General features: G+C 75.6%; 9 protein-coding genes. 4 read left to right on the plus strand and 5 right to left on the minus strand.

What is annotated here, in order from left to right; all coding sequences use genetic code 11:
- Positions 1–40: 40 nt before the first annotated feature.
- The 5 genes from LO771_RS10945 to LO771_RS10965 form a co-directional block, all read right to left on the minus strand.
- Positions 41–220, minus strand: coding sequence for a DUF6104 family protein (locus LO771_RS10945; protein WP_230650521.1), 180 nt, complete (start codon positions 218–220; stop codon positions 41–43).
- Positions 221–426: 206 nt separating this feature from the next.
- The gene (locus tag LO771_RS10950) at positions 427–4,191 is read right to left on the minus strand and encodes a multifunctional oxoglutarate decarboxylase/oxoglutarate dehydrogenase thiamine pyrophosphate-binding subunit/dihydrolipoyllysine-residue succinyltransferase subunit (protein WP_230650526.1); all 3,765 of its coding nucleotides are present in this window, start codon (positions 4,189–4,191) and stop codon (positions 427–429) included.
- A 285-nt stretch (positions 4,192–4,476) separates the two neighbouring features.
- Positions 4,477–5,622 (minus strand): cell wall metabolism sensor histidine kinase WalK, encoded by a 1,146-nt coding sequence (locus LO771_RS10955; RefSeq protein WP_230650529.1) that lies wholly within the window; start codon positions 5,620–5,622, stop codon positions 4,477–4,479.
- Between the two features lie 182 nt (positions 5,623–5,804).
- Positions 5,805–6,524, minus strand: a complete 720-nt coding sequence (locus LO771_RS10960; RefSeq protein WP_230650532.1) for a response regulator transcription factor — start codon at positions 6,522–6,524, stop codon at positions 5,805–5,807.
- 294 nt (positions 6,525–6,818) lie between these two features.
- Positions 6,819–7,538 carry a spermidine synthase gene (locus LO771_RS10965; protein WP_374228142.1) on the minus strand — a complete coding sequence of 240 codons (720 nt, stop codon included), beginning with the start codon at positions 7,536–7,538 and terminating at the stop codon, positions 6,819–6,821.
- A 311-nt stretch (positions 7,539–7,849) separates the two neighbouring features.
- Here LO771_RS10965 and LO771_RS10970 point away from each other — a divergent pair, with 311 nt between their 5' ends.
- The 4 genes from LO771_RS10970 to LO771_RS10985 all read left to right on the plus strand — a co-directional run bounded on the left by LO771_RS10970 (position 7,850) and on the right by LO771_RS10985 (position 13,792).
- The gene (locus tag LO771_RS10970) at positions 7,850–8,752 is read left to right on the plus strand and encodes a rhomboid-like protein (RefSeq protein ID WP_230650535.1); all 903 of its coding nucleotides are present in this window, start codon (positions 7,850–7,852) and stop codon (positions 8,750–8,752) included.
- Between the two features lie 135 nt (positions 8,753–8,887).
- Positions 8,888–11,398 (plus strand): endopeptidase La, encoded by a 2,511-nt coding sequence (lon, locus tag LO771_RS10975; RefSeq protein ID WP_230650539.1) that lies wholly within the window; start codon positions 8,888–8,890, stop codon positions 11,396–11,398.
- A 233-nt stretch (positions 11,399–11,631) separates the two neighbouring features.
- Complete coding sequence (locus tag LO771_RS10980; RefSeq protein ID WP_230651012.1) at positions 11,632–12,390, plus strand: enoyl-CoA hydratase/isomerase family protein; 759 nt, start codon at positions 11,632–11,634, stop codon at positions 12,388–12,390.
- A 169-nt stretch (positions 12,391–12,559) separates the two neighbouring features.
- Positions 12,560–13,792, plus strand: coding sequence for an N-acetylmuramoyl-L-alanine amidase (locus LO771_RS10985; RefSeq protein ID WP_230650543.1), 1,233 nt, complete (start codon positions 12,560–12,562; stop codon positions 13,790–13,792).
- Positions 13,793–13,975: the final 183 nt, after the last annotated feature.

Genomic DNA, 13,975 nt, shown 5'->3' on the forward strand with positions numbered 1-13,975 from the left:
CGGGCCCCTCGGGGCCGGTCCGCGGGCGGCCGCGCCGGTGTCAGTCCTCGTCCTCGTCGTCCAGCCGGGCCAGCCAGGTGGCCAGCCGCTCGACGGGGACCTCGAACTCCGGGTTGAGGTCGACGAACTCGCGCAGGCGCTCGGAGAGCCACTCGAAGGTGACCTCCTCGTCGCCGCGCCGGCTCTCCAGCTCCTCGATCCCGCGGTCGGTGAAGTACACGCTCTGCTCCGGACGGACGGTCGTTGTGCGCTCTGGACTCCGGCCAGGATAGTCCGGCCGCGGAGAAGCCCCGGGCCCGGCCGCCGCACCGCTGCGTTGGCCGGGCCCGGGGCTGCTGTCCGCCGTGCGGCCGGGGTCCCGTGGCGCCGGGCCCCGCGGTGCCGCGGCCTTCCGGCCGGCGGCGGGCGGGGGCCCGGCGTGCGGGGTCAGAGGGAGAAGACCTCCTCCACGAGCTGCTGCTGCTCCTGCTGGTGCCGCTTGGCCGAGCCCACCGCCGGGGCGGAGGAGGCCGGGCGGGCGACGCGGCGCAGGCGGGCGCCGCCCGCGTTGCGGCCGACCACCACGTCGAGGTGGTCGACCAGGTTGAGCGCGATGAACGGCCAGGCGCCCTGGTTGGCCGGCTCCTCCTGCGCCCAGACGAACTGGACGTTCTCGCCGTACCGGCCCAGCTCCTCCTGGAGCTCGGCCACCGGCAGCGGGTAGAGCCGCTCGACGCGGACGATGGCGGTGTCGGTGACGCCGCGCTCGGCGCGGGCCGCCGCCAGGTCGTAGTAGAACTTGCCGGAGGTGATCACGACCTTGCGCACGTCGGCCGGGGCCACGCTGTCGTCGCCGATCACCGGGCGGAAGCCGCCGCCGAGGAACTCCTCCGTCCGCGACGCCGCGGCCTTGAGCCGGAGCATCGACTTCGGGGTGAAGACGACCAGCGGCTTGTGGTGCGGGTTGTGGACCTGCCAGCGCAGCAGGTGGAAGTAGTTCGACGGGAGCGTCGGCATGGCGACCGTCATGTTGTTCTGCGCGCAGAGCTGCAGGAACCGCTCGGGGCGGGCCGAGGAGTGGTCCGGGCCCTGGCCCTCGTAGCCGTGCGGCAGCAGCAGGGTGACGCCGGAGGTCTGGCCCCACTTCTGCTCGGCGGAGGAGATGAACTCGTCCACCACCGTGGAGGCGCCGTTGACGAAGTCGCCGAACTGGGCCTCCCACATCACCAGCGCGTTCGGCCGGGCGAGGGAGTAGCCGTACTCGAAGCCCATCGCCGCGTACTCGCTGAGCAGCGAGTCGTAGACGGTGTAGCGGGCCTGATCCTCCGTCAGGTAGAGCAGCGGGGTGTAGTCCTCGCCGGTCTTCCTGTCCACCAGCACCGCGTGGCGCTGGCCGAAGGTGCCGCGGCGGCTGTCCTGGCCGGCCAGGCGGACCGGGTGGCCCTCCATCAGCAGCGAGCCGATGGCGAGGGTCTCGCCCATCGCCCAGTCGATGCTGTTCTCCTCGACCATCGCGGCGCGGCGCTGCAGCTGCGGCAGCAGGCGCGGGTGGACGGTCAGCCAGTCAGGCAGGTTGACCTGCGAGGAGGCGATCCGCTTGACGGTCTCCTCGGAGATGGCGGTCGTGACCGACACCGGGAAGTCCGGCAGCGGGGCGGCGGCCGGGGCGGCCTGCGGCACCGCGTCGCGGACCTCGGCGAAGACCTTCTCCAGCTGGCCCTGGAAGTCCTGGAGCGCCTGCTCCGCCTCCTCCAGGGTGATGTCGCCGCGCCCGATCAGGCCCTCGGTGTAGAGCTTGCGCACCGAGCGCTTCTTGTCGATCAGGTCGTACATCAGCGGCTGGGTGAACGACGGGTTGTCGGCCTCGTTGTGACCGCGGCGGCGGTAGCAGATGAGGTCGATCACGACGTCCTTGTTGAACGCCTGGCGGAACTCGAAGGCGAGCCGCGCGACGCGGACCACGGCCTCCGGGTCGTCGCCGTTCACGTGGAAGATCGGCGCCTCGATCATGCGGGCCACGTCGGTGGAGTACATCGACGAGCGGGAGGCGGCCGGGGCGGCGGTGAATCCGACCTGGTTGTTGACCACCACGTGCACGGTGCCGCCGGTGCGGTAGCCGCGCAGCTGGGACATGTTGAGCGTCTCCGCGACGACGCCCTGGCCGGCGAAGGCCGCGTCGCCGTGGATCTGGATCGGCAGCACGTCGAAGGCGGTGCCGGCCTTGTCCAGGATGTCCTGCTTGGCGCGGGCGATGCCCTCGACGACCGGGTCCACGGCCTCCAGGTGGGAGGGGTTGGCGGCCAGCGAGACCTTGATGGTCTCCCCGTCCAGGCCGGTGAAGGTGCCCTCGGCGCCCAGGTGGTACTTCACGTCGCCGGAGCCGTGCATCGACTTCGGGTCGAGGTTGCCCTCGAACTCGCCGAAGACCTTGGCGTACGGCTTGCCGACGATGTTGGTCAGCACGTTGAGGCGGCCGCGGTGGGCCATGCCGATGACGGCCTCGTCCAGGCGGTGCTCGGCGGCGGCGTCCAGGACGGCGTCGAGCAGCGGGATCAGCGACTCGCCGCCCTCCAGCGAGAACCGCTTCTGGCCGACGTACTTGGTCTGCAGGAACGTCTCGAACGCCTCGGCGGAGTTCAGGCGGCGCAGGATGCGCAGCTGCTCCTCGCGCTCCGGCTTGGCGTAGTGGTTCTCCACCCGCTCCTGGATCCAGCGGCGCTGCTTCGGGTCCTGGATGTGCATGTACTCGATGCCGACGGTGCGGCAGTACGAGTCGCGCAGCACGCCCAGGATGTCGCGCAGCTTCATCATCCGCTTGCCGGCGAAGCCGCCGACGGCGAACTCGCGCTCCAGGTCCCACAGGGTGAGGCCGTGCTCCACGACGTCCAGGTCGGGGTGCTTGCGCTGCTTGTACTCCAGCGGGTCGGTGTCGGCCATGAGGTGGCCGCGGACCCGGTAGGAGTGGATGAGCTCCATGACGCGGGCGGTCTTGTTGACCTCGTCGTCGTGGGTGGCGGCCACGTCGGTCGCCCAGCGCACCGGCTCGTAGGGGATGCGCAGCGACTCGAAGATCTCGTCGTAGAAGTCGCTGCCGCCCAGCAGGAGCTGGTGGATCTGGCGCAGGAACTCGCCGGACGCCGCGCCCTGGATGACCCGGTGGTCGTAGGTCGAGGTCAGCGTCATCACCTTGGAGACGCCGAGGCGGGAGAGGGTCTCGGGAGAGGAGCCCTGGAACTCGGCCGGGTACTCCATGGCGCCGACGCCGAGGATGGTGCCCTGGCCGGGCATCAGGCGCGGCACGGAGTGCACGGTGCCGATGCCGCCGGGGTTGGTCAGGGAGACCGTGACGCCGGTGAAGTCCTCCATGGTCAGCTTGTTGGCGCGGGCCCGGCGGACGATGTCCTCGTAGGCCTGCCAGAAGCCGAAGAAGTCGAGGGTCTCGGCCTTCTTGATCGCCGCCACCACGAGCTGCCGGTCGCCGTTGGGCTTCACCAGGTCGATGGCCAGGCCCAGGTTCACGTGCTCGGGCTTGACCAGGAAGGACTTGCCGTCCTTCACGGTGTAGCTGTGGTTCATGCCCGGCATGGCCTTCAGCGCCTGCACCATGGCGTAACCGATGATGTGCGTGAAGGAGACCTTGCCGCCGCGCGCCCGCTTGAGGTGGTTGTTGATGACGATGCGGTTGTCGATCAGCAGCTTGGCCGGGACGGCGCGCACCGAGGTCGCGGTGGGGATCTCCAGCGAGGCGTCCATGTTGGTCGCCACGGCCTTCGCGGGGCCGCGCAGCGGCACCAGCTCCGGGCCGGCGGCCTTCTCCGCCGGCGCGGCCTGCGCCGCGGCGGCCGGCCTCGCGGCGGCCGGGGCCGCCTGGGGCGCCGCCGCGGGCTGCGCGGGAGCGGCCGGCTGCGCGGGCGCCTGGGCGGCGGCCGGAGCCGGCCGCGCCGGGGCCTGGGCGGCCGGGGCGGGCGCGGGGGCTGCGGCAGGGGCCTGCTGCGCGGGTGCGGGAGCGGGGGCCGGGGTCGCGGCCTGGGTCACTGAAGTCACCTCGGTACCGGGCTTGTAGTCGGCGAAGAAGTCCCACCAGGCGCGGTCGACGGAACCCGGGTCCTGGAGGTACTGCTGGTAGATCTCGTCGACAAGCCATTCGTTGGGGCCGAAGCCCGCTGAGCTGCTGGTCGAGCTGTTGGAGGTATTCGGGGACTGTGGCGACACGGCGCTAACCGCCCTCTTCCGCTTCCTTTTGGGATGGTGGACAGCGGAGAACAAGGCTACGCCCCTGACATGTGATCGCGCAGTTCCCGGGGGGTGGTCGTCGCCCAGATCACAGCCTGCGGGGCCGGAATGGCGTGAAAGATGCGTTAGAACGCGTCAGCCCGGGGGAAGCGCATGATGCCTCGGGGGCTCGAAAATCTCACCAAAGCGGACAAATGCGCCGGTCGGGGCGATGCTCCGGAGGCGGTCCGCCCGGTCCGGTGGTCCGATTGTCCCTGTTCTGTGTCAATCCTGCGCGGGCACGCCGCCCGGAAGGGTGACCACGATCCGGCAACCCCGCTCGGCCTCCGCCACCCTGATCTCCCCGCCGTGCAGGTCCACGGCCCACCGGGCGATGGCCAGGCCCAGGCCGGTCCCGCCGTCGCTGCCCGGTCCGGCGGCGGTCGAGGAGGTTCCCCGGCCGAACCGCTCGAAGACCCGCGCCCGGTCCTCCTCCGGGATGCCCGGCCCCTCGTCCAGCACCTCCAGCACCAGGCTCGTCGGCGCCCGTCCGGCCCCCGCCCGCACGGTCACGGTGCCGCCGGGCGGGCTGTGCTTGCTGGCGTTGTCCACCAGGTTGGCCACCACCTGGTGCAGCCGCTCCGGGTCCGCGACCGCGGTCAGGTCCTCCGGCCCGACCTGCAGGTCGAGCGTCAGGTCGCCCCGGCGCTTGGTGGCCCCGCCGGAGGTGGAGCCGTCGACGGTGATCCCGCGCAGCACCCCGGCGAGGTACGGCCGGACGGCGAACTCGCGGGCGTCCAGCGGGACGACCCCGTCGTCGATCTTCGACAGGTCCAGCAGGTGGGCGACCAGCCGCCCCAGCCGCTCGGTCTGCTCCAGGGCGGCCGACATGGTGGCCGGATCCGGCCGTACGACGCCGTCCACCACGTTCTCCAGCACCGCGCGCAGCGCCGCGATCGGCGTGCGCAGCTCGTGCGAGACGTTGGCGACCAGCTCGCGCCGGTGGCGGTCGGCGGCCTCCAGGTCGGCCGCCATCCGGTTGAAGGTGGCCGCCAGCTCGCCCACCTCGTCGCGCGAGGTGGCCCGCACCCGGCGGCTGTAGTCGCCCGCGGCCATCGCCCGGGCGGCGGCCGTCATGTCGCGCAGCGGCGCCGTCAGGCCGTGCGCCATCAGCTGCATGAAGAGCAGCGAGGCGATCATGGAGAAGATCATGATCACCCGGATGCGGGTGTCGGACTGGACCGCTATCACGACCATGCCGCTGGCGACCACCACCGAGACCATCACCAGCACCGCCAGCTTGGCCTTGATGGAGCGCATCGGGTCCAGGGGGCGGACGTCGCTCCACACGCGCCGGGCGGCCCGGGCGGCCAGGCCCGGCTCCCGGTCGGCGCGGCCGCCGCCCCGGCGCAGCTCCTCGGTGTAGGTCATCGCGTCCCCCTCGCCCCTCGCGGTCCCCGGCCGTCCGCGGCCGCCCTCGGCCGGCTGCGGTGCCCGGCCCTCTGCTGCACCGGCCCTCTGCTGCACCGGCCCTCCGCCGCGCCCGGCAGCCGTGCACGTCCGGCAGCCCGGCGTGCCCGGCCGCCCGCGCCGCGGGCGGCCCCCGGCCCCGCTCAGGGGGTCGGGGCCTCCAGGGCGTAGCCGACGCCGTGCACCGTGCGGATCCAGTTCGCGCCGATCTTCCGGCGCAGCGCCTTCACGTGGCTGTCGACGGTGCGGGTGCCGGAGGCGTCCGTCCAGTCCCACACCTCCGCCAGCAGCTGCTCGCGGGTGAGCACCGCCCGCGGCTGCTGCGCCAGGCAGGCCAGCAGGTCGAACTCGGTCGGCGTCAGGTGCACGTCGGAGCCGGCGACCCGGACCCGGCGCTGCACGTTGTCGATCTCCAGCTCGCCGAGCCGGATCGAGCCGCCGACCGGGGTGCGGGCGGCCAGCTGGGCGCGCTCGACGCGGCGCAGCAGCACGTTGACCCGGGCCGCGAGCTCCCGCATGGAGAACGGCTTGGTCATGTAGTCGTCCGCGCCCACGCCGAGGCCGACGAGCATGTCGGTCTCGTCGTCGCGCGCGGTGAGCATGAGCACGGGGACGGGCCGCTGCGCCTGGATGCGGCGGCACACCTCCAGCCCGTCGAAGCCCGGCAGCATCACGTCGAGGACCACCAGGTCCGGCTGCCAGGACTGGAAGGAGTCCACGGCCGCCGGGCCGTCGTGGGCGACGGCGACCTTGAAGCCCTCCGCGCCCAGCCGGGCCGCGATGGACTCGGCGATCGTGGGCTCGTCCTCCACGACCAGCACCCGTCGCTGTGCGCTCGGGTTGCCGCTCTCCTGCTGCTGCATGTCTGTCACGGTCACGCCACCGCCCCCAGGGCCTGCGGACCGGCACCCCCTCGCGGGGAGGGCGCCGCTGCCGCTCGTCGTCTCGTTCCGTCAGCTCCAAGCCACGGTGCCGCGCCCGCCGCCGCGCGCGGCCCGCACGGTCCGGAGTGTGGTGCTCCGGGCCCCGCGGTGACCGCGAGTGCATCGCGGGCCACCGTGCGCAGCGTGTGTACCGGGCATCTCTCCCGGAGGGGGCGGCGGCATCCGGGCCGCGTGCCCCGCCGGGACGGCACAGCCCGACACCTTACCCAGCGATCATTCCACTTGTGATGCCAGGTACACGACATCGGGTGCACCCCGGCGCACCTCCACGTCGAGGCGGCGCACCCTGGCGAAGCGCGCCCGCAGCCGCTCCTCGAAGACCGGGGCGGGCGCCGCGCTCCACACGGCGAGCACGCCGAGGGGTGCCAGCACGCGCTGCAGCACCGTGAGCCCGGCGAAGCCGTAGAGGCCGCCGTTGGCGTCGGTGACGGTCCAGTCCGGGCCGTTGTCGATGTCCAGGCAGAGGACGTCCCAGCGGTCCGCGGTCGCCCGCAGGTGGTCGAGCAGGTCGGCGGTGACGACCTCGGTGCGGGGGTCGTCCAGCGACCCGGCCGAGAAGCGGCCCAGCGGCCCCGCATGCCACTCCACCACGGCCTTCTCGCGTTCCAGCACGGTGATCCGGGACACCGCCGGGTCCGCCGCGGCCTCCGCGAGCGAGAAGCCCGCGCCCAGGCCGCCGACCAGGACCGAGGGGTGCGGGACGGCCGCCGCGTCCAGCGCGGCGCGCACCAGCAGCCGCTCCGACCTGCCGTCGGAGGTGTCCATGAGGAAGCAGCCGTTGGCGATGATCTCGAAGACCTCGTCGGCCCCCTCGCCGCGCCGCCGCAGCACCACCTCCCCGTACGGGCCGTCCCGGCGGTCGAGCACTTCGGCGGTGGGGTGTGCCGTCCGGACGGCGAGCGCTGCGGCGGTCGGCGGGGTGGCGGAAGTCACAGGGGGAACCCTTCGTGGGCGCACTGGCGGGTCGCGACACGCCCATCCTGGGGGGTCGGCGAGGCGCCGGTCCACCCCTTTCGTCCGCGTCCGGACGACCTACCGTGGACTCGGGAGCGCGGGATCGTCCCGGGCGCCCCGGCGGGTGCGCCGAGCGCCCCGCCGGACGGCGGAGCCGAGGAGGCGCCATGGCGGACGACGCCTGCCGGGCCCCCCGCCTCCGGCCGCTCGGCACCGCCGGGCCCCTGCGGCGCGCGCACCGTGCGGTGCGCCGATGGTGCGAACGGGCGTCGCGCGGGCAGGCGCCGCCCATGCGGATGCAGCCCACGCGGACACGGACGGAGCGCTCCCGGCCCGGCGGCACGGCCGCCGAGGACGCGGCCGGAGGGGTGCGGGACGGCGGGGCGCGGCCCCGGGGGGTGCACGTCCGGGAGGTGCGGCCCGCCGGGGCCGGAGCCGGCCGGACCCGGCTGGTCCCGGTCCGGGGCCGCCCGGCCCGGCCGCCCCTCGCCGGGGCCCTCGCGGACGCGCTGTCCCCCGTACGGCCGTACCTGTCCCGACCGGCCCTGCTCCTGCCGGGGCCCCGGCGCACCCCCTTCACCTTCTGGTACCTGGTCGTGCTGCTGGCCACCACCCTGTACGCCCGGTTCGGCGACCCCGCGGCCGTGCGCGCGGCCGTGGACGCCTCCAGCAGCGACGGGTGGCACCTGCTGCACACCCCCGTCCGCGCCATGCTCCTCAGCGGGGTCTGGGCGGCCGGGCCGCTCTGGTCGCCCTACCTGCTGGCCTTCACCCTCGTCCTGGCGCCGCTGGAGCGCCGGGTCGGCGCGCTCCGCGCCGCGCTGGTCTTCGCCGCCGGGCACGTCCTCGCCACCCTCGTCTCCGAGCTGCCGATAGCGCTGCTGGTGCTCACCGGCGGGCTCGGGCCGGCGGCGCTGCACCGGATCGACGTGGGCGTCAGCTACGGCGTGATGGCCTGCCTGGGGGCGCTCTCCGGCCTGCTGCCGCGGCCCGTGCGCTACGGGGTGCCGGCGGGGGCGGCGGCGCTGCTGCTCCAGCGCGCGTTCGACGGGGACGACCCGGTGACCGGCGTGGGCCACCCCTCCGCCCTGCTGGTCGGCCTGCTCTGCTGGCCGCTGGTGCGGCGGTGGGCCGGTCGGACCGGAGCCGCGCCGCGGGAGGGGGGCGCGCTGCCGCAGGGCGGGGGCTCGTAGGGGGCGAGGGGCCGGTGGGCCGAGCGGCCGGGGGCGGGCCGGGGGCTCGCGTTCGCCCACGGTGAACGGAGGAACACCCTGCGCCTCCCGCGCCTTAAGTCAGTCCGACTCAAGTTGACTGACTGGGGAGAGATCATGGCTTCGACGCCCTCGCCGCTCACCCTTCCCGTGCTGCCCCTCGACGACGAGGTCGTGCTGCCCGGCACGGCCGTACCGCTGGACCTGTCCGGCCCCGAGGTCCGCGCCGCCGTCGACGCCGCCCGGGCCGCCGCCCGCGGCGCCGAGGAGCGCGCGCACGCCCCCGGCATCCGCACCCCCGGCTCCCGCAAACCCCAGGTGCTGCTCGTCCCGCGGATCGACGGCGTGTACGCCGCCACCGGCACCCTCGCGACCGTGGAGCAGGTCGGCCGGCTCGCCGGCGGCGACCCCGCCGCCCTCGTCCGCGGCGTCCGCCGGATGCGCATCGGCGCCGGCACCACCGGTCCCGGCGCCGCCCTGTGGGTGGAGGCCGTCCCGGTCGACGAGTCCCCGGCCGGCGAGCCGCCCGGCGGCGGGTCCCCCGCCGCGGACGGGGCCCCCGGCCGCACCGCCGAGCTGGTGCGCGCCTACCGGGCGGCCTCCGCCCGCTGGCTCGGCAAGCGCGGCGCCTGGCAGGCCGTGGACCGCATCGAGCGGACCGAGGACCCCTCCGAGCTGGCCGACAGCATCGGGTACGCCTCCTTCCCCACCGCCGCCCAGAAGCTGCGGCTGCTGGAGACCGGCGACCCGGTCGAGCGCCTCGCGTACGCCCTGGAGCTGCTGGAGGCGCACCTGGCGGAGGAGGAGGTCAACGACACCATCCGCAAGGACGTCCAGGAGGGCGTGGAGCGGCAGCAGAAGGAGTTCCTGCTCCGCCGCCAGCTGGAGGCCGTCCGCAAGGAGCTCGCCGAGCTCGACGGCGGCACCGCCCCGGAGGAGGACGACTACCGCGCCCGCGTGGAGGCCGCCGACCTGCCGGAGAAGGTCCGCGAGGCGGCGCTCAAGGAGGTCGGCCGCCTGGAGCGGTCCTCCGACGCCTCGCCCGAGGGCGGCTGGATCCGCACCTGGCTGGACACCGTCCTGGAGCTGCCCTGGAACGAGCGGACCGAGGACGCCTACGACATCCCCGGCGCCCGCGCCGTGCTCGACGCCGACCACGCCGGGCTCGACGACGTCAAGGACCGCATCGTCGAGTACCTGGCCGTGCGCAGGCGCCGCGCCGCCCGCGGCCCGGCCCCGGCCGGCCCCTCCGGCGGAGCCGCCGGGCGGCGGACCGGCGGCGCCGTGCTCGCCCTGGTCGGGCCGCCCGGCGTCGGCAAGACCTCGCTCGGCGAGTCCGTCGCCCGCGCCATGGGCCGCCGCTTCGTCCGGGTCGCCCTCGGCGGCGTCCGCGACGAGGCCGAGATCCGCGGCCACCGCCGCACCTACGTCGGCGCCCTGCCCGGCCGGATCGTCCGGGCGATCCGGGAGGCCGGGTCGATGAACCCCGTCGTCCTGCTCGACGAGGTCGACAAGGTCGGCGCCGACTACCGCGGCGACCCCGCCGCCGCCCTGCTGGAGGTCCTCGACCCGGCGCAGAACCACACCTTCCGCGACCACTACCTGGAGGTCGAGCTCGACCTCTCCGACGTGGTCTTCCTCGCCACCGCCAACGTGCTGGAGGCCGTCCCCGAGCCGCTGCTCGACCGGATGGAGCTCGTCCGGCTCGACGGCTACACCGAGGACGAGAAGGTCGCCATCGCCCGCGACCACCTGCTGCCCCGCCAGCTGGAGAAGGCCGGCCTGGGCGCCGACGAGGTCCGGGTCGAGGAGGCCGCGCTGCGCCGCCTCGCCGGCGAGTACACCCGCGAGGCCGGGGTGCGGAACCTGGAGCGCGCCCTCGCCCGCGTCCTGCGCAAGGTCGCGGCCCGGCACGAGCTCGGCGGGCTCGCGCTGCCGGCCGAGGTGACCGCCGACGGCCTGCGGGACCTCCTCGGGCGGCCGCACCACACCCCCGAGTCGGCGATCGAGCCCGCCGGGCGGCGCACCGCCGTCCCCGGCGTGGCGACCGGCCTGGCCGTCACCGGCGCCGGCGGCGACGTCCTCCACGTGGAGGCCTCGCTCGCCGACCCGGAGACCGGGGCCACCGGCCTCTCCCTCACCGGCCAGCTGGGCGACGTCATGAAGGAGTCCGCGCACATCGCCCTCTCCTTCCTGCGCTCCCACGGGGCCGAGCTGGAGCTGCCGGTCACCGACCTGCGGGACCGCGGCGTCCACCTGCACGTGCCGGCCGGGGCCGTGCCCAAGGACGGGCCCAGCGCGGGCGTCACCATGACCACCGCCCTGGCCTCGCTGCTCTCGGGCCGCCGGGTCCGCGCCGACGTGGCGATGACCGGCGAGGTGTCGCTCACCGGCCGGGTGCTGCCGGTCGGCGGGATCAAGCAGAAGGTCCTCGCCGCCGACCGGGCCGGCCTCACCACGGTGGTCGTCCCGCAGCGCAACGGGCCCGACCTGGACGACGTGCCCGAGGAGGTGCTGCGGCGGCTCACCGTGCACCGGGTCTCCGACGTGCGGGAGGTGCTGGAGCTGGCGCTGGAGCCCGCGGCGGCCGCGGAGCCCGCCGTGCCCGCCGTGCCCGCGGCGGCCTGAGCGGGCCGGCGGCCGCGCGCCGGGGCCGGTGTGTGCGGGATCACCGCCGCCGGTGGCTGACAGGGCGCGGTCCGGACCGGTTGCCTGCCCCTTGCAGGCGCCGGTCCGGCCCCTGCCCGCGGCACCGGTCGGCGCACCGGCCCGGCCGCCGCACGGCGCCGCACGCGAGAGGAGCAAGGGTGGAGCAGCTGCTGCTGGAGGGCCGCACCGAGCAGCCGGCCGGGGCGGAGTCCCTGCGGGCCTGGACCGGGCCGGACGGCGTCGCCGTCCTGCTGGTCGACCGACCGGAGCGCCGCAACGCCCTCACCCTCGCCATGTGGCGCGCGCTGCCCGGCGTCCTGGACCGCCTCGCCGCCGACCCCGCCGTGCGGGTGCTGCTGCTGGCCGGCGCCGGGGGCACCTTCAGCGCCGGGGCCGACATCGCGGAGCTGCTGGAGGTGTACGCCGACCCGAGGCGCGCCGACGCCTACCACCGCGACAACGTCGCCGCCGAGGAGGCGCTCGCGGCCTTCCCCCGCCCCACCCTCGCCGTGGTCCGGGGTGCGGCGGTCGGCGGCGGGTGCCAGCTCGCCGTCGCCTGCGACCTGCGGTTCGCCGCCGCGGACGCCCGCCTCGGCATCACCCCCGCCAAGCTCGGCGTGGTCTACCCGGCGGTCCCCACCGCCCGGCTGGCCCGCCTGGTCGGCCCGGCCCGCGCCAAGTACCTGCTGTACTCCGCCGACCTGGTCACCGGTGCCCGCGCCGAACTGCTCGGCCTGGTCGACGAGGCGCTGCCGGGGCCGGACCTGGAGGCCCGCGCGCTGGAGTACGCCCGCACGGTGGCCGGGCGCTCCCCGCAGACCCTGGGCGCGGCCAAGGACGTGGTGGCGGCCGCCGTCGAGGGCCGCGACCCGCAGGCCGCCGCCGAGCCGTGGGAGCGCCGGTCCCGCAGCGCGCCCGACGTCCGCGAGGGGCTGGCCGCCTTCCTGGAGCGCCGCCCGCCGCGGTTCTGAGGCCGGTCCGGGGCCGGGCCGGGGCCGAGCCGTGGCGGGGGATCCCCCGGACCGGCCGCCCCGGCGGCCCCGGCGCGGGGCCGGGCGGATCGCAGCGCGCGGGTGAGACCGCTCCCCGCACGGCCCACAGGTCAGGCGGAACGGGCATATCGGACCCTAGGCTCGGTGCATGCGCCTACTCCGGACGGCACGGTTCGCCGCGGCCTGTGCAGTGACGTGTGCGGCGGCCCTGGGCCTGACCGCCCTCGCGGGCTGCGCGGCCCCGGACGCCGCCCTGCGGCACCCGGCCACCACCCCGGCCGCGGGCGTGTCCGGCGCCTCGTACGCGGTGCCGCTGACCTCCGCCCCCACCGCCGGCCCGAGCGCCGCGCCGCGCCGCACCCGGCCCTTCTCGATGGTCGGCGCGGTCTGGAACGACGCCCGCGCGCCGCTGGACGCCACGGTCCGGATCCGCACCCGCCGCAGCGCCGACGGGCGGTGGAGCCCCTGGACGGTGCTGCAGGCCGAGGACCGGGTGGACCCCGACCCCGGCCGGAAGCAGGCCCGCGGCTACACCAGCCCCCTCTGGGTCGGCCCCTCCGACGGCGTGCAGGTCGCCGTCGGGCGCCCCGTCGGCGGTGTCCTGCCCGCCGGCCTGCACCTGGCCCTGGTCGACCCGGGCGGTCCCGGCGACCCGGCGCGCCAGCCGCCCGTGGCCGGCGGCCCGCCCGGCTGGCTGCTGCTGCCCACGGCGGCCGCCCCTCACCCCCGTCGGACCTTCACCGCCCCCCGGCCCGCGATCGTCACCCGGGCCGGCTGGAGGGCCGACGAGTCGCTGCGGCACCGGACGTCGCTCGTCTACGCGGGCGCGGTGCACATGGTCTTCATCCACCACACCGACAACCCCAACGGGTACTCCTGCTCCCAGGTGCCCGACATGATCCGGGCCATGTACCAGTACCACGTCGCCGAGCTGGCCTGGGACGACATCGGCTACAACTTCCTGGTGGACCGCTGCGGCACGATCTACGAGGGCCGGGCCGGCGGGGTGGACCGGCCGGTGGTCGGCGGCCACACCATGGGGTTCAACATCGGCTCCATGGGCATCGCCGCGATCGGCGACTTCCGCGCGGGGCACCCCGTGCCGAAGCCGATGGCCGACTCCATCGCCCGGCTCGCCGCCTGGAAGCTCTCCCTGGCCGGGGTGGACCCCGCCGGCCGGGCGACGATGGTCTCCCAGGACAGCGCCACCCGCTACGCCAAGGGCACCGCCGTCCGGCTGGCGGCCATCTCCGGCCACCGCGACGCGGTGTGGACCGAGTGCCCCGGCGACTCCCTCTACGCGGCGCTGCCGGGCATCCGGGCCGCCGCCGCCCGGATCGTGGCGGCGGCCCGCGCCCGCGCCCTGGCGCACCCGCACTGAGGCCGGCCCCGGACGCGGGGCGGCCGGGAGCCGCCGGGCCGGCCGCCGCCGGTGCCGGGGCGGCCCCTTCCGGGGGCGGTGAGGGCTGCGGCGGCGGTCCTGCACGCGCGGATCCGGGGGCGCGCCGCCCACGCCACGGCGGTGCCCCCGCCTCGTCGGCACGGCTCCTTCCGAGCCGCCTCC

This window comes from Streptacidiphilus sp. ASG 303 (assembly GCF_020991365.1).
Taxonomy (GTDB): domain Bacteria; phylum Actinomycetota; class Actinomycetes; order Streptomycetales; family Streptomycetaceae; genus Peterkaempfera.